Source organism: Actinomyces weissii (genome assembly GCF_016598775.1).
In the GTDB taxonomy this organism is placed as follows: Bacteria; Actinomycetota; Actinomycetes; order Actinomycetales; family Actinomycetaceae; genus Actinomyces; species Actinomyces weissii.
Map to the genome: position 1 here is coordinate 239,681 of NZ_CP066802.1, position 24,191 is coordinate 263,871.

Annotated in this window: 15 protein-coding genes and 1 tRNA gene; 9 read left to right on the forward strand and 7 right to left on the reverse strand. The window is 71.2% G+C overall.

What is annotated here, in order from left to right:
- Both JG540_RS01040 and JG540_RS01045 read right to left on the reverse strand, forming a co-directional pair.
- Window positions 1-1,380, reverse strand: coding sequence for a DUF4032 domain-containing protein (locus JG540_RS01040; protein WP_200276185.1), 1,380 nt, complete (start codon window positions 1,378-1,380; stop codon window positions 1-3).
- A gap of 218 nt (window positions 1,381-1,598) precedes the next feature.
- Window positions 1,599-2,726, reverse strand: coding sequence for an ABC transporter ATP-binding protein (locus JG540_RS01045; RefSeq protein ID WP_200276187.1), 1,128 nt, complete (start codon window positions 2,724-2,726; stop codon window positions 1,599-1,601).
- 234 nt (window positions 2,727-2,960) lie between these two features.
- On the opposite strand from JG540_RS01045, the gene JG540_RS01050 reads away from it, so the two are divergent.
- From JG540_RS01050 to JG540_RS01060, 3 genes are all read left to right on the forward strand, one after another.
- On the forward strand, window positions 2,961-5,102 hold the full coding sequence (locus tag JG540_RS01050) for a serine/threonine-protein kinase (protein ID WP_200276189.1): 2,142 nt from the start codon (window positions 2,961-2,963) through the stop codon (window positions 5,100-5,102).
- Between the two features lie 154 nt (window positions 5,103-5,256).
- Complete coding sequence (locus tag JG540_RS01055; RefSeq protein ID WP_200276190.1) at window positions 5,257-6,078, forward strand: DsbA family protein; 822 nt, start codon at window positions 5,257-5,259, stop codon at window positions 6,076-6,078.
- Between the two features lie 137 nt (window positions 6,079-6,215).
- Window positions 6,216-6,291 (forward strand) — tRNA-Thr (locus tag JG540_RS01060).
- Window positions 6,292-6,312: 21 nt separating this feature from the next.
- On the opposite strand, the gene JG540_RS01065 is transcribed toward JG540_RS01060, so the two are convergent.
- On the reverse strand, window positions 6,313-6,990 hold the full coding sequence (locus tag JG540_RS01065) for a uracil-DNA glycosylase (protein ID WP_200276191.1): 678 nt from the start codon (window positions 6,988-6,990) through the stop codon (window positions 6,313-6,315).
- Window positions 6,991-7,090: 100 nt separating this feature from the next.
- Between JG540_RS01065 and JG540_RS01070 the strand changes: the two genes are divergently transcribed.
- Together JG540_RS01070 and JG540_RS01075 are read left to right on the forward strand one after the other, a co-directional pair.
- On the forward strand, window positions 7,091-7,717 hold the full coding sequence (locus JG540_RS01070) for a LytR C-terminal domain-containing protein (protein WP_200276192.1): 627 nt from the start codon (window positions 7,091-7,093) through the stop codon (window positions 7,715-7,717).
- Between the two features lie 8 nt (window positions 7,718-7,725).
- Window positions 7,726-9,153 carry a glycoside hydrolase family 15 protein gene (locus JG540_RS01075; protein WP_200276193.1) on the forward strand — a complete coding sequence of 476 codons (1,428 nt, stop codon included), beginning with the start codon at window positions 7,726-7,728 and terminating at the stop codon, window positions 9,151-9,153.
- 230 nt (window positions 9,154-9,383) lie between these two features.
- Here the strand turns inward: JG540_RS01075 and JG540_RS01080 are convergent, their stop codons facing one another.
- Window positions 9,384-9,896, reverse strand: a complete 513-nt coding sequence (locus tag JG540_RS01080) for a SprT-like domain-containing protein (protein ID WP_200276194.1) — start codon at window positions 9,894-9,896, stop codon at window positions 9,384-9,386.
- Between the two features lie 142 nt (window positions 9,897-10,038).
- Here JG540_RS01080 and JG540_RS01085 point away from each other — a divergent pair, with 142 nt between their 5' ends.
- Together JG540_RS01085 and JG540_RS01090 are read left to right on the forward strand one after the other, a co-directional pair.
- A complete protein-coding gene (locus JG540_RS01085; protein ID WP_234042839.1) occupies window positions 10,039-10,971 on the forward strand; it encodes a hypothetical protein in 933 nt (310 codons plus the stop codon).
- 412 nt (window positions 10,972-11,383) lie between these two features.
- Window positions 11,384-12,895 carry a phospholipase D-like domain-containing protein gene (locus tag JG540_RS01090; protein ID WP_200276195.1) on the forward strand — a complete coding sequence of 504 codons (1,512 nt, stop codon included), beginning with the start codon at window positions 11,384-11,386 and terminating at the stop codon, window positions 12,893-12,895.
- A 1,028-nt stretch (window positions 12,896-13,923) separates the two neighbouring features.
- On the opposite strand, the gene JG540_RS01095 is transcribed toward JG540_RS01090, so the two are convergent.
- Window positions 13,924-18,750 (reverse strand): DUF3418 domain-containing protein, encoded by a 4,827-nt coding sequence (locus JG540_RS01095; protein WP_200276196.1) that lies wholly within the window; start codon window positions 18,748-18,750, stop codon window positions 13,924-13,926.
- Between the two features lie 438 nt (window positions 18,751-19,188).
- On the opposite strand from JG540_RS01095, the gene JG540_RS01100 reads away from it, so the two are divergent.
- Window positions 19,189-20,538: a hypothetical protein gene (locus tag JG540_RS01100; protein ID WP_200276198.1), complete on the forward strand. Its 1,350-nt coding sequence runs from the start codon at window positions 19,189-19,191 to the stop codon at window positions 20,536-20,538.
- Window positions 20,539-20,607: 69 nt separating this feature from the next.
- Here the strand turns inward: JG540_RS01100 and JG540_RS01105 are convergent, their stop codons facing one another.
- Entirely contained in the window at window positions 20,608-21,456 is an 849-nt protein-coding gene (locus JG540_RS01105) for an alpha/beta fold hydrolase (RefSeq protein WP_200276200.1), read from the reverse strand.
- Between the two features lie 284 nt (window positions 21,457-21,740).
- On the opposite strand from JG540_RS01105, the gene JG540_RS01110 reads away from it, so the two are divergent.
- Window positions 21,741-23,066, forward strand: a complete 1,326-nt coding sequence (locus JG540_RS01110; RefSeq protein ID WP_200278400.1) for a hypothetical protein — start codon at window positions 21,741-21,743, stop codon at window positions 23,064-23,066.
- Window positions 23,067-23,109: 43 nt separating this feature from the next.
- Here JG540_RS01110 and JG540_RS01115 read toward each other — a convergent pair whose 3' ends face one another.
- Complete coding sequence (locus JG540_RS01115; RefSeq protein ID WP_234042840.1) at window positions 23,110-23,952, reverse strand: copper homeostasis protein CutC; 843 nt, start codon at window positions 23,950-23,952, stop codon at window positions 23,110-23,112.
- Between the last annotated feature and the right edge of the window lie 239 nt (window positions 23,953-24,191).

The window sequence follows — 24,191 nt, forward strand, 5'->3', positions numbered from 1 at the left end:
TCACTCCCCCTTGAAGCGCAGCCCAGCCGTGAAGCCCATGGGGTTCTGGTCGTACTCGGACAGGGACTCCTGGTCGCGGGCGGCGAACTCGGCGTCGTCCTCCAGGAGCTCCTCCTCCGGCTCCGGGGCGAAGATCTCCTCCATCTCCTGGGCGTCCCCCAGGGACAGGTAGGACTGCTCGTCCCAGTGCTGCGGCAGCACGGAGCGGACGTAGTCCTCCACCGCCTCCTGCATAGGCACGTCGTAACAGGCCCGTTCAGACATGTACCAGCGGTGCTCCAGCACCTCGTGGAAGATCTCCGCGGGCTCCAGCTTGCGGCGCAGCTCGGCGGGCACGGCGGCGATCGTCGGCTCGAAGACGTCCGCCAGCCAGGCGTGCGCCACCAGCTCCAGCGGGTCGTGGTTGCGGCCGGTCAGCGCCCGGTACGCATTGAGGTCGTTTAGCATGCGCTGGCCCTGGCGCTCCTGCACGTCCAGGCCGGTCAGGCGCATCACCTGGCGGTGGTAGTGCCCGGCGTCAACCACCTTGGGCTGGATCGAGATGCGGGTGTCGCCGTCTGCGGTGGTGGTGGAGATGTCCAGCTCGCCGACGTCGTAGCCCAGCTCGTTGAGCTTCTCGATCCGGGAGGCCACCCGCCAGCGCTCCCCCATGGAGAAGCTCTCCTTGGCGGTGAGCACCTCCCACAGCTCGGTGTAGCGGGTGACGATCCGGTCCCCGACGCCGATGGTGTCCACGCTCTGCTCCAGCAGCGCCCCGGCCTGCAGGTCCATAAGCTCGCCGATGATGTTGGTGCGGGCCACGTCGATGTCGTAGAGGCGCTTACCCTCCGTGAGCCCGTCCGTGTACAGCTCGCCGGTCTCCGCGTCCACCAGGTAGGCGGCGAAGGCCCCGGCGTCACGACGGAACAGGGTGTTGGACAGGGACACGTCCCCCCAGTAGAAGCCCAGCAGGTGCAGGCGTACCAGCAGCACCGCCAGGGCGTCGATCAGGCGGGTGGCGGTCTCCGGGCGCATGTACTGGCTGAACAGGGCCCGGTAGGGCAGGGAGTAGGCCAGGTGCTCGGTGACCAGCACCGAGTTGAGCTCCTCGCCCTGGGCGTCGTGGCGGCCGGTGATGACCGCGGTGGGGGTCACGCAGGGGGCGCCCAGGCGCACCAGGTCACGCAGCATCTCGTACTCGCGGTGGGCCACGTGCTCACCAATCTCCTTGACCGCGATCACGCGGCCGGAGAGCTTGGCGAAACGCACCACGTGCCGGGACAGGCCGCGGGGCAGGGCGGCCAGCACCTCTGCCGGCCAGTCCTCCAGGGGGATGTCCCAGGGGAGGTCCAGCAGGGCCGGGTCGACCTTCGCTGCGGTGATCTTCAGAGCCTTAGGCATGGGCACATTCTCTCAGTTGGACGTTGCTTGGGGGCCCGGTGGCGAGCCTCACGCGTGGCGTGCTCCTGCTGGCGGCCGTCTGGTGGAAGCTAGGTGCTTGCCGGAGCGGGGCTGGGCTAGGCGGAGCCCCGCCGTCGACCTTGAGGGACGACGGCGGGGCTCGTTGTGCCAGAGGCTCCTGTCAGGTCCAGGAACGTGGCGTAGGGGCTTCTGCCAGCTCAGGCAGGCAGGCGCTTGCCGGTGGAGGCGGAGAAGATGTGCTCCTGGCCGGGGCGGATGCGGACGTAGACGATCTCGCCGGGGGCCGGGGCGGTGTGCGGGGGAACGCGGACGATGATCTGGCTGGAGTCCTCGCCGGAGCCGAGCTTGCTGTCAGAGCCCTCAGCGCCCTCCAGCTCACCGTAGACGTAGGCGTCCGAGCCCAGCTCCTCCACGAAGGACAGACGCACCGGGATGGAGTGCTCGTCCGTGGCGGAGACGACCTCCAGGGCCTCAGGGCGGAAGCCGATGGTGACCTTGTTCTTGTCCTCGGGGGTGATGGCGTCCAGCGTGGCCCGCGACAGGCGGATCCTGGCCTTGCCGATAGTGGCCACGTCGCCCTGCACGTCGAACAGCCCCAGGTTCATGGCCGGGGAGCCGATGAAGCCGGCCACGAACTCGTTGGCGGGCGTGTCGTACATCTCACGGGGGGTGCCGACCTGCTGCAGGATGCCGTCCTTGAGGACCGCGATACGGTCACCCATGGTCAGGGCCTCGGTCTGGTCGTGGGTCACGTAGACGGTGGTGACACCCAGGGAGCGCTGCAAGGAGGCGATCTGGGTGCGGGTCTGCACGCGCAGCTTGGCGTCCAGGTTGGACAGCGGCTCGTCCATCAGGAAGACCTTGGGCTTGCGCACGATGGCCCGGCCCATGGCCACACGCTGACGCTGACCACCGGAGAGGGCCTTGGGCTTGCGGTCCAGGTACTCGGTCAGGCCCAGGATCTTGGCGGCCTCACGGACGCGCTTGTCGATCTCCTCCTTGGGGGTGCCCGCGATCTTCAGGGCGAAGCCCATGTTGTCGTGCACCGTCATGTGGGGGTAGAGGGCGTAGTTCTGGAAGACCATGGCAATGTCACGGTCCTTGGGCTGGACGTCGGTCACATCGCGGTCACCGATCAGGATCCGGCCGGAGTTGACGTCCTCCAGGCCCGCGAGCATGCGCAGGGAGGTGGACTTACCGCAACCCGAGGGACCGACCAGGACCAGGAACTCGCCGTCCGCGATCTCCAGGTTGAGCTGGTCCACCGAGGGGCGGTCGTTGCCGGGGTAGACGCGGGTGGCGTGATCGAAGGTCACGGTTGCCATATTTGCTTCCCTTCACCGGCAGGTACGTGCCGGACGATCCGTGGTGAAAGGTGCCGATGCGTTGTGTCCGCACTGACACGATTGCCGTCGGCCATCGACGGCAGGCACATCTTTACACACTCTGGTCTTTTGCAACAGCCTTATGACCAAGTGAGTACGTAGTGGCGTCAATGGGGAGCGCAGGGCGCCTGCTCCGCAGCCGGTGCGCGCCCCGCGACCGGTACGCTGCTGCCTATGATGAGCACTCCGGGTCCCTCTGGCGCCGCGGCGCAGGTGCCGCGTACCGCGCGTGGCCTGCGTGAGGGCTCGGTGGTGGGCGGCTACGAGCTGGTGCGCCGCATGGGGGCCGGTGGTATGGGGGTGGTCTGGGACGCCGTCGACGGCGGAGGCAGGCACGTGGCCGTAAAGGTCCTGCACCCCCAGGTCGCCTCCGACCCGGTCTCCCGCCGTCGCCTGGAGCGCGAGGCCGCGGTCCTGAGCCGCCTGAAGGACGAGCGGGTGGCCCGCATCCTGGACCTGGAGCCCGCCCCGGACGGGGACACCCCCGCCTTCGTGGTCACCGAGCTGGTGGACGGCCCCACCCTGCAGCACGAGGTGGACCACGAGGGCCCTTACGACCCCCAGCACGACGCCACCGAGCTGGCGGACCTGGCGCACGGCCTGGTGGGGGCCCTGCAGGCGGTGCACGAGGCGGGCGTGATCCACCGAGACCTCAAGCCTGCCAACGTGATGCTGGGTCCCAAAGGACCCGTGCTGATCGACTTCGGTATCGCCCAGAGCGAGGACGACACCAGGCTGACCCGCACGGGCCAGGTCACCGGCACCCCGGGGTTCATCTCCCCGGAGATGCTGGACGGCGGCCGTCCTGACGCCGAGGTGGACCGTTACGCCTGTGTCGGCGTGATCCTGTTCGCTGTCACCGGGCAGGCTCCCTTCGGGGCCGGGCCCTGGCAGACCGTCTTCCGGCGCGTCTACGACGGCACCCCGGAGCTGGGCGACCTGCCGGAGAAGTGGCCCGCGCTGGCGGTGGCCTTCACCCAGGCCCTGCACCCGCACCTCGAACGGCGTATGCGGGTGGAGGACCTGCTGACCGTCCTGGACGAGGTGGCCGACGGCGGCAACGGCGAGTGGGCGGTCAAGGAGATCCTGGGCCCGGACGCCCTAGGGGTGGACGAGGAGGACACTGACACCGGCTCCTTCCCGGTTGTCGGATACACCGGAGACGGCTCCGCGGGCAGCCAGGAGACGACTGCCCCGGCCTACGGCTCCACCGGCTACGGGGCCGCTTCCGCCGGGGTGGCGCCCTCAGCCGCCGCGGCCCACTCAGGGGGCTACGAGGGGGCGGGCAGGACTGCTGCACCCAGCGGGGGCACTGCCGGGGGCTACGGCCTCTACGGCAGCAGCGAGGCCCTGCCGCCAGCAATCACCCCTGGGCAGTCCTATGGCATCACTCCTCCCGCCAGGCCAGCCTCCCAGGCCTACCCGGGCGCGGTCGGCGCCGGTGGCGGTCGTGGTGCCGTGCCTGTTACAGGCGGGGCGGTCGCCTACGGGCACTTGTCGGGGCCATACACGGGTGCGGCGCCGGTCGCGGCTGTCGGCTACGGCGCCGGGGCCCAGGGGGTGCCGTCGGCAGCTAGTGGTGCCCTGCCCCCGTCAGCCCCCAGCGCAGGCTCGGTGGGCTACGCCGGGGGCTCTGGGTGGGGTGCTGCCGGGGCCTATCCGCTCGGTCCGGCAGGGGGATCACGGGAGAGCCTGAACGCGGCCCTGCCGCAGTGGGCGCGGGAGCCGGAGCGCTGTAAGGCGCTGACCGCTGTCGGGGGCCTGCTGCTGGTGACGCTGGGCCTGATGCGGCCGATATGGGCGCTGGGCCTGCTGTTCGTCTGGGAGGTGCTGGCCGGTGCGGTGGGACGTGCCGACGACGCCCTGCGCTGGCGGCGGCTCCAGCAGGGGCGTATGGGCGGGGACACGGCCTGGCAGCTGTGGCGCTCCCCGCTGTACCTGCTGAGCTCCTTCTTCTTCACCCTGCTGGGGGCCTTGCTAGGGGCGCTGGGCTTTATGGGGTCCTTCATGCTCCTGACCTCCTTGGCGCAGCTGGACAAGCTCGATACGGGGGAGCTGACCCACTACCAGTACTACGTGCGCTCTGCCCTGGTACTGGCGGGCATCACGGGCGTGGTTACCTTGATCACCTGGTTCGTCCCCTGGGGGCGGAGCATGCGTCGGGGCTCGGCGATCATGCTGGGCGCGGCGGTTCCCAAGGGTGCGCCCCGTCTGGTGCTGAGCCTGGTGGGGGTGCTGCTGGCCCTGCTCGCGCTGGCGCTGCTGAGCGGCGGCTACCTGCCGGTGCTGAGCCTGTACCCTCTCGCTGGGCGCTGACGGTCCTGGGCAGGGGCCGGACCGGCGTCCTGGGCCCAGACGGTGTGAGAACGTGACCAGGCCCCCTGGCGAAACCAGGCCAGCCTAGATAGGTTTCAGTAGTTAAAGGCTGCGCCTTTGCCAGTCTTCAAGTCTGTTGTGCGGAGGAGTTCTAGTGGCTGCCGATTCAGGACGTACCCACAAGTCGCAGGTGCGCGCCCAGGCCCGGGCCCAGGCCCAGGTGCTGCGGGAGCAGCAGGAGCAGGCTGAGCGGCGTCGCAAGATCACCCGGCGCGCTCTGATCGGCGGCGGGGCGGTGGCGGCTGCGGGGGCCGTCGCGGGCCTGGTCTACTGGGACAACTCCACCACGGGCACCTCAGTGCCCTCCCAGGCGGCGGCCGACGCCAGCCTGACCTTCGGCAAGGGCTTCCTGCCCGGTACCACGAACGACGGCGCCAAGGTCCTGGACGTCTACTTCGACTACTCCTGCAGCCACTGCGCCTCCTTTGACGTGCTGCACGAGGAGGAGGTCAGGACGCTCGTCGAGGAGGGCGTGGTCACCCTGGCCCTGCACCCCTGCAAGATCCTGGGGCAGCCCTGGACCGACATCGCCCTCAACACCCTGGGGGTGGTGCTGGAGCACGAGCCCGACAAGGCCTACGCCTACCACAACGCCGTCTTTGAGCTGTACCTGGACGCGGCGCAGAAGAAGAGCGGCGAGAACCTGAACCTGGCAGGCCTGAAGAAGGCGGCTGAGGGGGTCGGAATCAGCGGGAAGACTGTGGCGGGCTTTGACAACGCCGTGTCCAAGAACCGCTTCGAGGCCTGGATAGAGGCTGGTACCAAGACCTTCGCGGACAAGGGCTTTACCGGCACCCCGGTGGTCGCCTACGACGGCAAGGTGCTGGAGCTGGCCGCAGTGGCCTCGCCCACGGGACTCACTGACCAGATCAGGTCTGCTGACGGTGCCGCGACCCCGGGCGCTGTCGCGCCCTGACCTTCCCTGCCGTCCCCGACCAGCCGCGCCTGGTGGCCGGCTGCGGCCCCGGCGGAGACGAGGCGTAGGGGAGGTGGGGAGAGGCCTGGTGGGCTCCATTCGGTGAAGCAGCCGGAAGCAGGTAGGCTTTGCCGCACGCCGTGTTAGCTCAGTTGGTAGAGCAGCTGTCTTGTAAACAGCAGGTCATCGGTTCGAGTCCGATACGCGGCTCCAAGCAGGCGCTAGAGCAGTCGCTCAGGGCAGGCGCCAGTCCACCGGCTGCGCGCCCTGGGCCACCAGCAGCTCGTTGGCCCGGGAGAAGGGCCGCGAGCCAAAGAACCCCCGTGAGGCGCTCAACGGCGACGGGTGCGGGGAGGCCACCACCGGCGTCGCCCCCAGCAGCGGCTGCAAGGACTGGGCCTGCCGCCCCCACAGGATCGCCACCAGCGGGCCGCCACGCTCCACCAGCGCCTCAATCGCCCGCTGCGTGACCTGCTCCCAGCCCCACCCCTGGTGGGAGGCCGGTGCGCCTGGACGCACCGTCAGCACCCGGTTCAGCAGCATCACCCCCGCCTGCGCCCAGGGGGTCAGGTCCCCGGAGGTGGGCCGGGGCACGCCCAGGTCCGCCACCAGCTCCGTGAAGATGTTCTCCAGGCTGCGCGGAGGCCGGACACCCGGGGCCACGGAGAAGCTCAGCCCCATGGGGTGCCCCGGCGTCGGGTAGGGGTCCTGCCCCACGATCAGCACCCGCACCTGCTCCAGCGGGTAGGTGAAGGCCCGCAGCACGTCTGTGCCCGCAGGCAGGTAGCCGCGCCCCGCCAGCGTCTCTTCGCGCAGGCGCGCCCCGATCTCGTGCACCACCGGCTCCACCGGAGCCAGGGCCCGGGCCCAGGAAGGGTCGATTATCTCGCTCAGGGGCTTCGCGTTGCTCACGCCAGGGAGCGTAGACGAGTTATGGCACAGCTCGGCCACAATCTACCGCTGGGCTTGTGTCACAACCAGCGCCTGCCGTATGTGCCGGTAGCCTGGGAGCGTGAGTCAGTACAGCTATTCGCCCGACGAGTTCGACGCAGACGAGGACGGTGTGACCCCGGTCGGCGTGCACCGTGCCCAGCTACCGGCGTGGCGAAGCTGGCTCCCTCTTCTGCTCGTGATCGTGATCGCCCCGATGCTGGCCTGGGGGGCCGTGACCCTGCTGGGTGGGGCCGCTGGCGGCAAGCCCGCCGCCAAGGCCACCTCGGTCGCGCAGGTTCCTGAGACGGAGGCGCCGCAGGAGCCGGGACCCGCCCCGACCACCGAGGTGGGGCAGGTGGCCCCGGGCACCGGCAGCGCCGAGCCCACTGACGGCGGCAGCAAGGCCAGCGGCTCCACCGACTTCACCCTGGGGGTGACCGTGCACAACGGCACCACCGTCTCCGGCCTGGCGGGCCGCACCGGTGACCGCCTGCGCAACGCCGGGTACACCTCGGTGACCGTGTCCCAGGGCATCTACTCAGCCACCGACCCCCAGGTCACCACCGTGTTCTACGGCTCGGACGCCAACCTGGCCTCGGCGCAGGCCATCGCCCAGACCCTGGGGATCGACAACGTCGTCAGGTCGACCGACGCCACAGGCTCCAACCCGCTGGTGGTGGTGCTGCGCTCCGACTTCCAGGAGTAAGAGACGGGGTGCGACGCCGTAGCCTGCTGCGCGGTGCCGTCCTCCTGCCGGCTGCTGCCCTGCTGGGGGTGCTGGGCGGCAGGCTCGTGCGCGGGCGCGCTGCGCCGTCGCTGCTCAGCGAGGGGCTGGCGGTAGGGCCCGACGGCGTGGTCTGGCCGCTGGCACCCGGGCAGCGTCCCACCTACCTGCCCGGAAGCCGTGTGCTCGCCAGCGGGCCCGCCTGTGCGGGACCGCCGTACCAGGGCGTGGAGTCGGAAGGTAGTGGCCCTGAGGAGCAGGCCCGGCTGGCGCGTGACCGCCGTGCTGCTGCGCTGCTGCCAACCGGACGCTGGGCCGCCCTGTGCTCTGACGCCCTGGACGACCTGCTGGCCCTGACCGGCCCGGTGCTCGCCGAGCAGGCCTGGGACTGCGCGGTAAGCACGGTGCCAGTCTCCCAGGAGTCCGCAGCCGGGCCTGCCGCGACCATGCGCTACCCGCGGGGCGCCGTCGTCGCCGCCCCGGTGAGCTGGTGGCGCTACGTCTGGCCGCGTGACGCCGCCTTCGCGGCCCTGGCCCTGTCCCGGTGCGGCCTGCTGGACGAGGCCCTGGACGTGCTCAGCCACCTCGCCTCCCTACAGGACCTTGAAGGAGGTCTTCAGGCCCGCTACACCGCGGCGGGGGAGCGCCCCGACGCCCGCCCGCCCCAGAGCGACGGCGTGGGCTGGTTGGCCTGGGCCACCGGGAAGGTCCTGGCGCAGGTACCCGTTGGGGCGCGGGGCGCGCAGGTGGCCGTCCTGGAGACCGCCCTGGTGCGCAGCGGTGAGCGGCTGCTGCGCCTGACCGCAGGCACCACCAGCCTGCCCCCGGCCAGCCCTGACTACTGGGAGGTGCGCGAGCGCTTCACCACCCTGGGCACAGCCGCCCCCACCCTGCTGGGGCTGGAGGCCGTCTCCCAGCGGGCCACCCTGCCTGCCGGGCTGCGCGCCCAGGCTGCCAGCCGCGCCGCCAGCCTGCGGGAGGCCATTACGGCGGCCTTCGCCCCCGGCTGGGGGCGCTACCCGAGACTGGCAGGCGCCGCCGTCGGCTCACCCGGGCACATAGACGCCGCGCTCACGCTGGTGCTGCCGCCCTTCACGGCGGCGCTGCCCGGGGCCCTGGAGGTGCGCGCCCACGCCGTGGAACGGATGGCCCGGCCCGGTGGGGGAGTGGCCCCCGGGGAAGGGTGGCGGCGTGACGGGGTCTCCTGGACCCCGGAGACGGCGCTGCTGGCCTGGTCGGCGGCCGGGCTGGGAAGGCGCGAGGAGGCGGAGCGGCTCCTGGGCTGGTTGGAGAGCCACCGCACCCGGGCCGGGGCACTGCCCGAGAAGGTGCTGGCGGACGGCACCCCAGCCGGTCCGGCGCCCCTGGCCTGGACCTGTGCCCTGGTGCTGCTGGCAGCCCACGAGCTTCAGGGCTGAGTGCTCCGTGCGCTCCTGCCGTGCGGTCCCACTGTGCGGCGGGCCTCCCCGGTGTGCGGCAGCGGTGCTGGCCGTCCGCCAGGCTCGCTGCTGAAGGGCTGGCCAGGTGCCGGGCTGCTGGCTGCTGCTGGTCTGGCTGTCGGTGCAGCTCGCCTGGGCGCTGACTCAGGCTGCCTCTGCTGGGGCTACCGGATCTCTGCTGAAGGGCTGGCCAGGTGGGCCGTCGGGCTTCAGTGCCGGCTCGCCTGCTCCAGCAGCCGCAGGTAGCGCGCGCCCAGGGCCTCATGGGGCACCCGCACGCCGTCGTGGCTCCAGGAGATCAGGTTCTCCAGGCTGAAGCTGCGGGCGCAACGGGCGCAGGACAGCGGGGTCGTCGGACGCCGGGTACGGTTCACCTCGTGCCCCGCCGGGCAGCGACCCAGCCAACGCCCTTTGACCCGCGGCGCCTCCGGTGGGACCAGCCGGGAGCCGCTGGCCCCGATCTGGCGCGCCTTGGCCACCCACACGGCGTCGTGACCGTGCTGGTTGCCCACCAGGGCGTGCGCGATCTCATGCAGCAGCGTCTCGCGCACCTCGGCCTCCGAGTAGAGGGCCATCAGGTGCCGGGAGACGCTGATACGCCGGTTGTGCTCGTCGCACTGCCCAGCGCGCCGCCGCGCCCGGTCCAGCCGCACCTCCCAGCCGTGGAGCCCGTGCGCGTCCAGGAGGTCCTGGGCCAGGCAGAGGACCTCCGACAGATGCATAACCGCATCCTAAAGGGCAGGCAGGCTCTCCGCAGGCTCCCTGTAGCGGCTGCCCCTGTAAGAAGGTTGTGTTTGATAACTCATCCACAGGTGTGTGAGACAACCTGCCCAGCAGCCCGGGCGGGTGTGCGAACATGCGCCGGTGAGTAAGAACCCGCAGCGCGCCACCGGCTCCACCAAGGTCGCTGGACGCACCCGACGCCCGGGCCCCGCCCGCGTGGTCCTGCTCCTGCTCGGCCTCGGGCTGGCCGTGACTATGCTGCTGGCGCTGCGCGTCATCCTGAACTGGGACCTGGCTGGGGTGCGGCGCGCACAGGCCCCCACCGCCCAGACGGCTGCCGGAGAGGCGGGCCCCGCCCCGGTCCAGCTGGACATGGAGGGCTTCGACCCCGGGCACCTGATCGACGACGCGGTCTTCTACGACTCCCAGGCGATGAGCCCCGTGGAGGTCGCCAGCTTCATCAGGCGGGTCAACCGCGGCTGCGTGCCCGGCTATGACGGTACCGTCTGCCTCAGCCAGGTCACTGTAGACACGGAGGACATGGCCCCCACTACCGCCTGCCCCGGTGGTTACGAGGGGGCTACCGCTGAGTCCGCCGCCAGCGTCATCTCCAAGGTCGCCTCCGCCTGCGACGTGAACCCGCAGGTGCTGCTGGTGCTGCTGCAGAAGGAGCAGGGGCTGCTTACGGCGTCGGGAGGCTCCCTGACCAGCACCGACTACGCCTCCGCCACCGGCTACGCCTGCCCCGACGGCGGTGGCTGCGACCAGCACTGGTCTGGCCTGTTCCGCCAGCTGTACGGGGCGGCCTCCCAGTTCCAGCTCTACCGTCTGGACCCATCCAGCTACCGGGTGGTGGCCGGGGTACCCGGAGAGGTGTCCTACTCGCCCCACGCGGACTGTGGGGGTGCCCCGTTGCTGGCTGTCAACCAGGCCACGGCCGGTCTGTACGACTACACGCCCTTCCAGCCCAACCCGGCTGCATGGCAGGGCGGGGACTACTGCACCTCCTGGGGCAACTGGAACTTCTACGGCATCTTCCGCGCCTGGTTCGGGGACCCCACCCCTTCCACCTGATTGCATTCGGCTTGCTAAGAACTGGCGGGACGTGCCTGCCGTAAGGCACAGAAATCGTTCGTAGCACAGGGTGGCTTGGTGCTGTATTGCGGAGGGGGAGTGTATTGGGGCAGCTCATTTACCAGGTAATTCCCAGGGCTGTCTGGGGGGTGCTTCCAGGTGTGCCGCACATAGTTGTCTTGCCGCCGAACGGTGGTGGCCATGAGGTGCTGGGGAGCGCCGGTGACTGGTCATCAACGGGACAGCCTCATGGTCAAGGGAACGTGAGAGTCCACTCGGCGAAGGAGTACTCCGCTCCCGGCTGGGAACCGGTGAGAGGAGCTCGAAGCGAAGGGCCCGCCCCGGCTGATCCAACCGGGTGTGGGCCTTCGCCACGTCTTGCGAGTCTCAGGGCACGTGCGAGTATGGGACCATGGCTTGGGACACGCAGTCGATCTTGGCCACGACCTGGGTAGTAGCTGACTACCTGATCAAGTTCGTGGCCTTAGGCACCGTGCCCGAGAACCGCCGTCCCTCCTCCTCCACCGCCTGGCTGCTGGCCATCTTCCTGCTGCCCCTGATCGGCCTGCCGCTGTACATCTTCCTGGGTAGCCCGTGGGTGCACGGGCGACGCCGTCAGCAGCAGGACGCCGTCACCGGCCTGGCCCGTCAGTTCACCTCCAGGCGCTCACTGGTGCCCCCCGGCGCCGTCGCCCCCCCAGGACTCACCAGCCTGCTGCGGATGAACCACCGGCTCACCGGCCTGCCCTGCGTCACCGGTGAGGTCGTCCGGGTCCACGTGGACACCCCCAGCCTCTACCAGGAGATGGCCCGGGCCGTGGACAAGGCCCGCCACCACGTGCACGTCGAGTTCTACATCCAGGCCTGGGACGACACCACCGACGTCTTCTACCAGGCGCTCGCCCGGGCCGTGGCCCGCGGGGTGGAGGTGCGCCTGCTTGTGGACCACCTGGGCTCACGCAAGTACCCCGGCTGGCGCAGCTTCGGGAGCCGGCTGGACGCCATCGGGGTGACCTGGCGGCTAACCATGCCGCTGCTGCCCCACAAGCGCCGCTTCCGCCGTCCCGACCTGCGCAACCACCGCAAGCTCCTGGTGATCGACTCCGAGCGGGCCTTTATCGGCTCCCACAACGTGATCGACCCGCACTACCTCTCCCGCCGCAACCTGCACACGGGACGCAAGTGGGAGGACCTGAGTGTGGAGGTCACTGGCGAGATCGTGCTGGAGGCGGAGGCCGTGTTCGCCATGGACTGGTACTTCGAGTCCGACGAGGACCTCAGTGCCCAAGGGCTGCTGCCCCTGGTGGGGCGCGCCCAGCCCTCCGTGCGGGTGGGGGAGGCGGCGCCGCAGCCGGGGCGGCCGGGCGCCGTCGTCAACGCCATGCAGCTGGTGCCCTCCGGGCCGGGCTACCCTACGGAGCCGAACCTGCGCATGTTCCTGACGCTGATCTCCAACGCCACGCAGAAGGTCTCGATCACCAGCCCGTACTTCGTGCCCGACGAGGCCCTGCTGTCAGCGCTGACCACGGCCTCCTACCGGGGGGTGGAGGTGGAGCTGTTCGTGGGGCTGGAGTCCGACCAGTTCATCGTCAACCACGCGCAGCGCTCCTACTACGGGGCGCTGCTGGCGGCGGGCGTGCGGATCTTCCGTTACCCGGCGCCCACCGTGCTGCACGCCAAGTACATGACGGTGGACGGTGAGGTGGCGGTGATCGGCTCCGCGAACATGGACTTCCGGTCCTTCGCCCTGAACTACGAGGTGATGCTCCTGGCCTTCGGGGGGGACCTGGACGACATGCTGCGGGCCAACGACGCGGTCTACCGGGAGCGCTCCACGGAGCTCACGGCCGAGCAGTGGGCGACCGAGCCTTGGTACCGCCGCTACGTGGACAACGTGTGCCGCCTGGTCTCCGCCGTCCTCTAACCCCAGTTGCTAGCCGCGAGACCGGGACATATGTACCGCGAGTTCGGTAAGGGCGGCCTAAGTTGTGGGTAACTGGGGCGTTCTTGGCGGCTGGCGGGGTTCTCGACGGCGGGGCTCGCTGGGCGTGCTGCCTGCTGGAAGGGGCGGGTGGCTGTGGGGGTGGGAAGGCTGCAAGGCCGGGGCGGATGTGGGATGGGGACATGGGGTGCCTCCTATGAGGCTGCAGAAACCCCCGTGCTGGAGGGATCAGAGGCCTGGGGACTGGGTTTCGTCGGAGGGCTCGGAGGGGGACAGTGGTGGAGCGGGCGCGCTCGGGGACATGGTCGGCTGGGGTGCTGGCGTCCCACGTCTGCTTGTTGCACACACTGGAACCAGACCGGTACTGGGATTCCAACGTTTCCGGCTAGCCGGTGTTAGGGAGGACAGCGTGAGGTGTGCAGCGGCGTCGTCGTTGCATACCTAGCCCAGGTGCGCGAAGCGGCCGGGCCGGAGCGTGCTTCCGGGTATTGCCTGTGACTGCAAGGGAAAACCCTGTTCCGGTCTGTCGGGCCCCCTGCCATGTGTGCAACCAGGACCCGGACCACCTAAGGGACGCCAGAACAAGGCCCTTTTAGCCCGGGAGCCCCCGGTTGAGTCTCCACCCCGCCGGGGCCCGCCCCGATCCCCCACCCCAAGGCCCACCACGCCCCAGGACACCCAGCCCCGCCCCGAGCCGGTCAACCTGGGAGGTGTGCAAGCGGCCTGGGCTGACAACGCGCATCCCCCGCCCCAATACGCTCAACCACCCCCTCGAAGCCGTCTGCTCCCCATCGGGTGGGCCTTGCCCGGCCAGCCACAGTGCCTGTCCCGACACCAACCCCCGTCTCTTCCCGCAGGCAGCACACCCACCAAGCACCGCCGTCACCGAGAAACCACCAGCCACCAGACCACCCCAGTTACCCACAACTAAGGCAACCCTTACCGAACTCGCGGTCCATATGTCCCGGTCTCGCGGTACCGATGTCCCGGTCTCGCGAATATGACAGGGGTTAGAGAGGGGCGAGCAGCTTGGTCAGACGTTGGAGGCTGACCTTGCGGCTCGTGCCCAAGGTCTGGGCGAACAGGCTCACCCGCAGTTCCTCCAGCATCCAGCGGGCCTCGACCAGCACCGCCTCCCGCCCGGCGTCCGCAGGCGCGCCAGCCACCCGCGCCCGGGCCTGCTCCACCACCTCCCGGGCCTGCCGCAGCTGGTAGGCCAGGGCCGCGTCCTGGTTGGGGGAGGCCTGGGCCTTTTCCACGCGCATGGTCAGCGCCTTCAGGAACCGCGGCAGGTGCCCCAGCTGCTCCGCCGGGGTCGCCGCCACAAAGCCGTCAAACACCAGGCTGGCGGCGTGCTCCCGCACCTCCTGCAAGGTGCCCAGCAGCGCCAAGGACGTCGACGCCGTCACCGTCCGCTCCACCTCCCGCAGGGCGGTCAAGGACGCCGCCACCTGCTGGGCTACCCGGTAGACCTCGTCCTCCAGCTCGCGGCGCATCACGGCCACCAGCTGCTCGAAAGCCTCCCGCTCGCGCAGCCCTGCCAGGACCAGCAGCCCTGGCTGCTCCGCGGCCGGGCCGGACGCAGCCAGCCCGCAGGCCCGCCCCCAGCGCTCGGCGACGACACGCGCCGCCGCCAGCTGGATATCCGCCACCAGGGCCTCGGTGCTCCGGTAGGGGGAGGCGGCCAGCGCCAGGGCCTCCTGGGCCTTCCAACGGCTGGTCACCCGCGCGGTCGGCAGTACCGTGCGCGCCAGGGCCAGCGCCACCACGCCCGCCCGGTGCTCACGCGCCTGCGCGGCGGCGTCACCCAGGATCCGCAGGTCCGCGCTGCACGCCCCGGTGGCCACCAGCGCGGGGTAGCCACGCACCACCAGCCCGGCCCGGCCCGTGGTCTCCACGACCTGGGGGATGGTGGAGCGCTCGCCCCCCTCCAGCCCGACGACGCCCACCGGCCAGTCGCTCAAGCCAGCCTTCTCCGCCAGGCCCGCCCGGGTGGGGCTACCGTCGCCGCGGCCCGCCGGGGCGCTACCGGCCTGGGCCTTCCCGGCGGACGACGTCGTGCCGCGCCGCCCCCGGCCTGCCTCAGCAGCCGGGGCGTTCACGCTGCCCGCCCGGCCTCCCTGGTGGGAGCCAGCCGCTGCGCCCCCCTGCTGGCTGGTGCCCGGTGCTGTGCCAGCCGGGTCCGTCGCTGCCTGGCTGCCTCGCTTGCCGGAGCGCTTGGCCTGGCCGCGCCTACGCTGGCGCTCCTCGCGCCGCTGGGCCTCCTCCAGGGCCTGGGCCAGGGCGCCGCGCACCGCTGAGCGCACCGCCTGCTCCGAGCGGCCCGCCAGGCGCTTCTGCAAGGCCACCAGGTCCTTGCCGCGGCCGATCTCCCGGCCTGCGGCGTCCAGCGCCACGAAGGACATGCGCAGGTGGGCGGGGAGCCGCTCCTCGGCCTCCGCCCAGTCGGCTGCGGTGATCTCCACGTCACGCAGCCGGGCCACGACGGCGCAGAAGGCCTCCTGGAACGAGGCCGCGGGCGCGCCCGCCACGGCTCCGCCACCGGCCCCGGAGCCACCGGCCCCGGAGCCACCAGCCCGGTACTCCTCACGCAGCACCGCCCACACCTGGGCGCCCACGTCCGGCGCGGGCACCAGCTGGCGGCGCACCCGCTTGGGCAGCGCCCGGATCGTGGCCACTACCAGCTCGGGGCGCATACCCGGTACCAGCCAGTCGAAGCCGCCCGGCTCCAGGCGTCCTAGCACCTCCACCGGCACCAGCAGGCTCACGCCGTCCTCCGGGTGTCCGGGCTCGAACACGTACTCCAGCCCCAGGGTCAGGTCCCCCTGCACCCAGGAGTCCGGGTAGCCGGCGGCGTCGTCGCCCCCCGGCAGCAGCAGCTCGCGCGTGTAGTCCAGCAGCTGGGGGTGACGGCCCTTCTCCCGCTTCCACCAGGCGTCAAAGTCATTGGCCCCGTAGACCGTCTCCGGCAGCCGGTCGTCGTAGAAGGCGAACAGGGCGGAGTCGTCGGCCAGCAGCCCGTGCTCGCGCCGACGGCGCTCCACGTCCCCCAGCTCCTCCACCAGCTCACGGTTGCGCAGCACGAAACCGTGCCGGGAGTGCCAGTCGCCCTCCACCAGGGCGGAGCGGATGAACATCTCCCGGGCCACCTCGCGGGCGGAGGCCGAGCCGACGCTGGCCAGGGTCACCGGCCGGTCCGCCACCAGGGTCATGCCGTACAGCAGCACCTTCTCGTGCACCATCGCGGCCCCGTGGCGCGTGGACCAGTAGGGCTCGCCGTGCACCCGCTTGAGCAGGCCCGCGCGCCCGGCCGCCTCCTCCACCCAGCGGGAGTCCACCTTGGCCACGGTGCGGGCGAACAGGCGGCTGGTCTCCACCAGCTCCGCCGTCATCACCCAGTCGTAGGTCTTGCGGCGCAGCCCTGAGCCGGGCCAGACCGTGAAGCGGGTGCCGCGCGCCCCGGCGTACTCGCGCCGCCGCTCGTCCCAGTTGCCCACGTTGGACAGCAGCCCCACCAGCAGGGAGCGGTGGATCGCGTCAGCGTCCGGGGTGTCGGCGCTGCGCCCCAGGGCGACGACGGCGGCCGCCACGTCCCCGTTGGCCACCTGGGCGGCGTGCGTGCCCGGCTCCAGGGCCTGCCCGGCCGCCCGGATGGCGCGGGCGGTGGGCAGCTCCACGGGGGCGGCGTCCAGCCCCAGGGGGCGGGCCAGCTGGCGCAGCTGGGTGTATACGTCCTGCCACTCGCGCACCCGCAGGTAGTGCAGGAACTCGCTGCGGCACATGCGGCGGAAGGCGGAGCCGGAGAGCTCGCGCTGCTGGGTGCGCAGGTAGCGCCACAGGTTCAGGTAGGTCAGGAAGTCGCTGGTGGTGTCCGCGAAGCGCCGGTGCAGGGCGTCGGCGGCCTCTTGCCGGTCGGCGGGGCGCTCGCGCACGTCCTGGATGGACAGGGCCGAGACGATCACCATGACCTCCCCGGCGCAGCCCAGCTCTCCGGCCTCCAGCAGCATCCGGCCCAGGCGGGGGTCGATAGGCAGGCGGGCCAGGCGGCGGCCGACGGCGGTCAGGCGCGGCCCGCGGCGGCTGGGGCGGGTGGTGGTGGAGTCGGGCGGCTCAATGGCCCCGATCTCGGTGAGCAGCTGCACGCCGTCGTGGATAGAGCGGCTCTCTGGGGGGTCGATGAAGGGGAAGTCCTCCACGGCCCCCAGCCCCAGGGCCGCCATCTGCAGGATCACTGAGGCCAGGGAGGTGCGCAGGATCTCCGGCTCGGTGTACTCGGGGCGCGCCTGGAAGTCGCTGTGGGAGTACAGGCGGATAGCGACGCCGTCCGCCAGGCGCCCGCAGCGGCCCGAGCGCTGGGCGGCGCTGGCCTGGCTGACGGGCTCGATGGGGAGGCGCTGCACCTTGGTGCGGTTGGAGTAGCGGGAGATGCGGGCCAGGCCGGGGTCGACCACGTAGCGGATACCGGGGACGGTCAGGGAGGTCTCGGCCACGTTGGTGGCCAGCACGATCCGGCGGCAGCTGTGCGGCTCGAAGACCCGGTGCTGCTCGGCGGCGCTCAGGCGGGAGAAGAGAGGCAGCACCTCCACCGCTCCGGGGGTGCGGCTGCGGCCGTCCGGGGCGTAGCGCGGCCCCAGGTGGTCGATGAGGGCGGCCTCGGTGTCGTGGATGTCGCGCTCCCCGGCTAGGAAGACCAGGATGTCGCCGGGGCCGGTGGCCATGAGCTCGTCGACGGCGTCGAGGATGCCGGTGACCTGGTCGCGTTCCTCCTCCCGCGTGGGGGCGGGGCTTGCGGAGCGGCGGCTGCCTCCTGCCGGGGCGGCGCCTATGGCGGCGGCGCGCACGGCCTCACGCCGGGCCCGGGCGGCGGCACGCACCTGCGGGTCGGGGGAGGTCAGGGCCTCCAGCTCGGCGTCGCTGAGCTCCCCGGCGACGGCGGGGTCCGTGCTGGCTGTGCTGGTGGGGCTGGCCGGGCTGGTAGGTGTACTGCCTGCGGTGGCGGCGGTGCCGCCTGCCGGTGGGGCGGCCTCGGCCCCGGCGTCGGGAACCAGGGGCCGGTAGCGGACCTCCACCGGGTAGGTGCGGCCAGAGACCTCGATCACGGGGGCGGGCTGGTGGCTGGCTGGCCCGGGCCCGCCCGCCGCGTGGCGCCCGAAGTGCTCGGCGAAGCGGGCGGAGTCGATGGTGGCTGAGGTGATGATGACCTTGAGGTCGGGGCGCTGGGGCAGCAGCCGGGCCAGGTAGCCCAGGATGAAGTCGATGTTGAGGCTGCGCTCGTGGGCCTCGTCCACGATGATCGTGTCGTAGCGGCGCAGCTGGGGGTCGGTCTGGATCTCGGCCAGGAGGATGCCGTCGGTCATGAGCTTGACCAGGGTCTGGGGGCCGACCTCCTCGGTGAAGCGCACCTGGTAGCCGACCACCCCGTCGCGCCCGATGGGGGTGCCCAGCTCATGGGCGATGCGTTCCGCCACGGAGCGCGCGGCGATACGGCGGGGCTGGGTGTGGCCGATCATGGCGTCCACCCCGCGTCCCAGCTCCAGGCAGATCTTGGGCAGCTGGGTGGTCTTGCCGGAGCCGGTCTCCCCAGCCACGATCACCACCTGGTGGTCGCGGATCGCAGCGGCGATCTCCTCCCGGCGGGCGCTGACGGGCAGCTCGGCGGGGTAGGTGATGGTGGGGACAGCGGCGGCCCGCTGGGCGAGCTGCTCGGGGGTGAAGCCGGTCCAGGTGCGGGGCCGCCTGGGGTGGTGCCTCCCGGGGCTCTCGGGGCGGCCGGGCCCGGCGGGATGGTGCCGACGGCGGGGGCGGGGCTGCTCGTTGTGCTCACTGGGCTGGTCCATAGGTGACCCATTGTCACCCACGCCAGCCGCAGGCCGCGATATGCCGATATCCACTCGGGAGGGGCTGGGGCCTGGGGTGGTAGGCGGTGCCGGTGCGCAGGAGTCTGTGGCCCGGCGACGGCTTATGGGTAGTGGTGGCCTAGGGGCGGGGCGGTCTAGGACTTTGAGATCTGCGATACTCGGCGTATGACGAACCTCGGCAGTCCCTGGGGTTCTGGGTACGGCGTCAACCCTGGCCAGCCGTCCCGGTACCCGTCTCCTGCTTCAGTCCCTACGGCCTCGGTTCCTCCTACCCAGAGCTCTGGGTACGGCGGGTGGCCTCCGAACGCTCCGGGAGCTGCGGGCCAGCCTGTTGGCTACGGCCTGCCCGGGGGGCAGGGCTACCCGGGCGGTTACGGGGTGCCTGGCCCGCAGCCGGCTAAGGGGCGTGGAGCCCTGGTGGTGCTGGTGACGGTGCTGGTGGTGGCTCTTGGTGCTGCTGGTGGTGCGGCGTACCTGGTGCTGCGTGGTGAGCCGGTCAAGAACGTGACCCTGTCCTTCACCTCACCGCGGGAGGGATTCTCCGAGCAGTGGTTCAATGGCTCCAAGCAGATCTGGTCCCTGGATGCTGACAGTGCTGCTGAGGAGGCGGACAACATTTGGGTGGACTCGGTCGGCGACTGGTTGATCCGTGAGTACACCACGCCGCCGGGCGGGGAGTCCAGGTGGGTCAAAGAGCGTAAGGAGAACCCGGAGGTGGCGGCGCCGCCGAGCTCGCAGTACACGACCTCAGTGGAGGTGTACTCCACCAAGTCCGGGCAGCCTGAGCTGCAGTGGCGTAACACCTTCCCGGGTGAGGCTGCCGATATTGCGGTGTGGCGGAGCCAGCTGCTGATCGGTAACCAGCTGATCGACCTGGACACGCAGAAGGTCAAGACCGCTCCTTGGTCGCTGGACGCTGCCTCCTTCGTGACAGGGCAGGGCATCCTTGTGTGTGAGCAGAACAGTTGTGCCATGTGGAAGGACCTGGACGTGAAGGTCTGGGAGCAGACCATGCCTATAGAGGGGCAGGTAGTGCTAAACAAGTACAACCAGGTGGGTGACTATGTCGTCATATGGAACGGCAGCATCGGTGACGCCAGGACGGCTGTCCTCGACCTGGTCACCGGGGAGGCCCAGGTGGCGCGTGACGCCGAGTGGGACGCTGAGGGGTACGGCGCGAGCCCCTATCCGTGGCCGAAGCCGCTAGCAGACGGCTGGTACACCGCCCAGAACTACGTCAAGCGCGTGGACAATGAGATCAAGGACTTCGTGCACTACTGCTTCTATGACGTTGACGGCAGCCTGCTCGAGAGCTTTGACGTCTTGGAGGACAACGACTTCCGGGTGTATCCGTGGTCGCCTACGGACTTCACCCGGGAGCAGGCCAGGAAGTGGCTGCGGGACGGCGACACCACCTGGGCCGCTGGCACGGTCTCGATCTCGCCTACGGACACCGAGTGCCGGTCGGTCACCGTGGGAGGGCGGGACATCGACCTTGGTGAGAAGAACACCTTCGTCCAGAAGAACAAGGACGGCAAGTGCAAGCCCGTTGGCCGTCTGGTGGCCCTGAACATCTCAGGTAGCGGCCCGGTGGTGGCGCTCCGGTACTCCGACCCCAATACGGGAGGGTTCATCATGACGGACATAAGGAACGGGCGTACTGCGGAGAAGGTGGAGATTGGCAGCTACATCAGGCACACCATGCACGACCAGACCATGCTGGTCGTGGCCAAGAAGGGAAAGGTGACCGCCTACAGGCCCGCTTAATCGCAGTGCCGGGCTGGGGCTGTCCAGGTGCTCAGGGCCAGGTGCAGGAGGCAGAGCAGATGATCCCCGTCAGCGGCCCCCCGCACCCGCACCCAGGTGCCGCACCACCCACTCCACGCCCAGCTCCGCCGCCTTCTCCAGCGCCAGCTCAGGGGAGTCCTCCTGCACCTGCACCAGCCTGGAACCCTCCGGCAGGTGCTGGAAGCCCTCCGCAGCCGCCTGAGCGGTGTCAGGGAACTCGTTGGACAGGGCCCCGTGCAGCAGCAGCACCGGCCACGGCAGGCCCGCCAGCACCCGCTCCGGCTCCTGCATGGACACGTCCCCCAAGGTCTCCTTGCTCAGCACGTCCCACTCGCGCCCGTTGGGGTTGTCATCCGGCACGCGCGTCAAGCCGTGCCGGTCAAGCTCGTCCAGCTGCTCAGGGGAGAAGACCTCCTCCCACAGGATCGACTGCGGCCCCACGATCGTGCCCACCGCCACCACGGTGCGCACCGCCGCGGGCTGTGCCAGCAGCGCTGCCGTCGCCCCAAAACCGTTCGCGTGCAGCGCCTGGTTGGCCAGGCCCCGCTCCGCCAGCCAGCCACTGACCGCCCGCAGGTCCTCCACCTCCCCGGCCAAGGTGATGACGTCGTCGTCGGAGTCCCCCAGGCCGGAGAAGTCGAAGGCCAAGGTCGCCAGGCCCGCCGCCCGGTAAGCCTCCGCCACGAAGTCCAGGCGCCCGGACAGGCCGTGGCGGTCGGTCAGGAAGTCGTGCGCCAGGATCACCACTCCCAGGTCCTTGGGTGCGTCCTGGCCGGTACGCTGCACCGCCTCCAGGTCCTCCAGGTCCACGGCGGCCAGGGCCCCAGCTCCTTCCGGCAGCTCTAGGGTGGCGGCAAGGCTTATGCCACGCGGTGTGTCGATACGGACTTCAGGCATGTAATCCAAACTAAAGCAGTTCACCCCGCAGGCTCCACTGAGACGTTGCGCTTGCAGCGTGACCCCTGGCTTGCGCAGTCGGCGGCGGACAGGCTTCCACGACGGCGACGGCGCCCCCGCGGCCCTGCTCGTCCAGGCTCCAGCGGGCAGCCTGTGCCTCTGGAGGACCTAGCGGGACCTGCACGCACACCACCCTGCGTGAGAACCTGGCCGGGGCCCGCCTCCAGCAGCCCCGCCCGCCGTCCAGGACCCCGGACCCGCAGCCAGACCGAGAAAGCAGGACCATGACCGTCCCCAGCACCCCCACCCCCGCGGCCGCTCCGGCACCCGCCACTGGTTCTGCTACCGCTGCCGCGTCCGCCGCGGCTCCTGCCTCCGCGCCTGCCGCAGGCTCCCAGCCTGTCGTCACCACCGACCAGCGGCTGCCCGCGGCCACCATCCTGGGCTACCCCTGCGCGGGTCCCGGCCGCGAGCTGGAGCGCGCCCTGGAGTCCTACTGGCAGGGGGCCCTGGATGAGGCCGGGCTGCGCCAGCAGGCCGCCCGGCTGCGCCAGGCCACCCGCGCCCACCTGCGCGACCTAGGCCTGCACGGGGCCGGTGTCCCCGCTGACTTCACCTACGGCGACCAGCTGCTGCAGGTCACCTGCGCCTTCGGGGCTCTGCCCCGGCGCTTCGCCGGGCTGCGCGGCACCGCCGCCGCAGGCCACCCCGGCACCAGCCTGCTCGGCCTCCTCACCGCCGCCCGCGGCCAGGGGGAGCAGGCCGCCCTGCAGGTGACCACCTGGCCGGATGCTGGTGGCCGCTACTCGGTTCCGGAGCTCTCGCCAGAGACCCTGATCGACTACGTGCCCGGCTTCGGGGCCGTGGACCCCACCGACGGGCCCGTCGCCCAGGTGCTGGAGGCGGCGGCTGGCGGCGAGGAGCCGCCGCGCCCCGTCGTCGTCGGCCCGGTCACCTACCTGCTGCTGGCCCAGGCTGCCGACGGCGCCGCCGCAGGCTTCCGCCCCCTGGACCGGCTGGACGGGCTCCTGCACGCCTACGGCCACCTCCTGGCCGACCTGTGGGCCGCCGGAGCCTCCTGGGCGCAGCTCGACGAGCCCGCCCTGGTCGACGGCGCCTGGGACCTGCCCCGCACCCAGGTGCTGGACGTGGCGCACCGCGCCTACACCTGGCTGGCCGCCATAACCGAGCGCCCGCAGCTGCTGGTGGCCGCTGGCCCCGGCCCCCTGGGGGAGGCCCTGCCGGTCCTGGCCCGCACCGAGGTGGAGGCACTCGCCCTAGACCTGGTGGCTGGCCCGCCCCCGCAGCCGGAGGACCTGGCCCGGCTGGGCGGACGCACCCTGGTGGCCGGGGTAGTCAGCGGCCGCAGCGCCTCACGCAGCGACCTGGCCGCCGCCCTGGGCACCCTGCAGGCCCTGCGCGCCCAGCTGCCCGGCGAGGCCCGGCTCGTCGTCGCCACCGCCAGCTCGCTACAGCACCCGCCCCACGAGCGCTCTGGCGACGCCGGGGCAGCCCAGGACCTGCGCTCCTGGCTGGCCGCAGCCGACCAGAAGGTCCAGGAGGTCCAGGCCCTGGCTACCGCCCTGGAGCAGGACCGTGGCCTCATCTGACCACCGGCTGCACCTGGACGCCCGTCCGAGGCGCCCCCAGCGCTCAGCGCTTGACGGCGTGCACCAGGGAGGAGATGCAGCGCACCGCCTCCTCGTCCGTCTCCTGGGGCACGTCATGGCTCAGGCCCGGCAGGGAGCAGCGCAGGTGCACCTCGTCGGCGCTGGTGGCGGCTAGCACCTGGTCCACGTTGGCGGCGCGCACGCCCCCGGCCACGATCACGGTGGGGCCGACCCCCTGGTGGGAGAGCTCCACCAGGCGGGCCAGGGCGGGAGCGCCCTTCAGGGCGTCCCCGGCGGCGTCCCGCCCGCCCGAGGTCAGCACCCGGTTCACGCCCAGGCCCCGCAGGCTGCGGTAGGCGGCCTCCAGGTCCGCGAGCTCGTCAATCGCCTTGTGGAAGGTCACCGGGGCGCCCCCGGCGGTGGCGGCCAGCAGCCGGACCAGGCCGCGGTCCACCTCACCGGTCCTGGTGAGCGCGCCGACCACGAAGCCCACCTCGACGGCGGGCGGCAGGGCCCGTCCGGCGGCAGAGGTGGGCACCGGGCGGGTGAAGTCCTCCAGCTCGTCGGCCAGGCTCGCGATGCGGCGCACGTCAGCGACCATGGCGCGGCGCTCGTCGGAGTCGTACACGAAGCTGCCGCCGCGCGGACGGATCATGACCTGCAGGCCGAAGGGGGCGGCGTCAGGATTGCTGGGCCAGCCGGGCCCCATAGCCTGACGGCGGTCCGCCACCTGCTCGGCGGCAGCCAGGATGGCGGCCTCCACCGCCCCTACCGACGGCGTGGTGCCGCCTACCGCCAGGTTGTCGCACAGCTCGGCGCGGTCAGCCCCGGCGCGGGCGGCGGCCCGCACCCCGGCCACCGACTCCAGGCATATCTCTACGCTCACACGGGTGCTGGTGGGGCGCTGGTAAGGGCGGGGGACGACGTTGTCTCGGCGGGGCCACGATGCCCCGGCCACTGGCATGGCACACATGGGGCAAGTCAATCATGACCCGAACCACTAGTCGGTAATCCTGTTGGCTAGTTCTTGGTGAGAAAGGTGGCTGGGCCGGGAGGACGGGGCCGGGGGCGGACTGAGACGGGGGCGGACGGTTTTGCAGACATGTAGTCAGTTCGCTACTATTC

Bases quoted from the DNA above. Each gene is read 5' to 3' on its own strand.
- JG540_RS01040 (WP_200276185.1), bottom strand. From the start codon at position 1,380: ATGCCTAAGGCTCTGAAGATCACCGCAGCGAAGGTCGACCCGGCCCTG.
- JG540_RS01110 (WP_200278400.1), top strand. From the start codon at position 21,741: ATGACCGTCCCCAGCACCCCCACCCCCGCGGCCGCTCCGGCACCCGCC.
- JG540_RS01105 (WP_200276200.1), bottom strand. From the start codon at position 21,456: ATGCCTGAAGTCCGTATCGACACACCGCGTGGCATAAGCCTTGCCGCC.
- JG540_RS01045 (WP_200276187.1), bottom strand. From the start codon at position 2,726: ATGGCAACCGTGACCTTCGATCACGCCACCCGCGTCTACCCCGGCAAC.
- JG540_RS01090 (WP_200276195.1), top strand. From the start codon at position 11,384: ATGGCTTGGGACACGCAGTCGATCTTGGCCACGACCTGGGTAGTAGCT.
- JG540_RS01095 (WP_200276196.1), bottom strand. From the start codon at position 18,750: ATGGACCAGCCCAGTGAGCACAACGAGCAGCCCCGCCCCCGCCGTCGG.
- JG540_RS01050 (WP_200276189.1), top strand. From the start codon at position 2,961: ATGATGAGCACTCCGGGTCCCTCTGGCGCCGCGGCGCAGGTGCCGCGT.
- JG540_RS01080 (WP_200276194.1), bottom strand. From the start codon at position 9,896: ATGCATCTGTCGGAGGTCCTCTGCCTGGCCCAGGACCTCCTGGACGCG.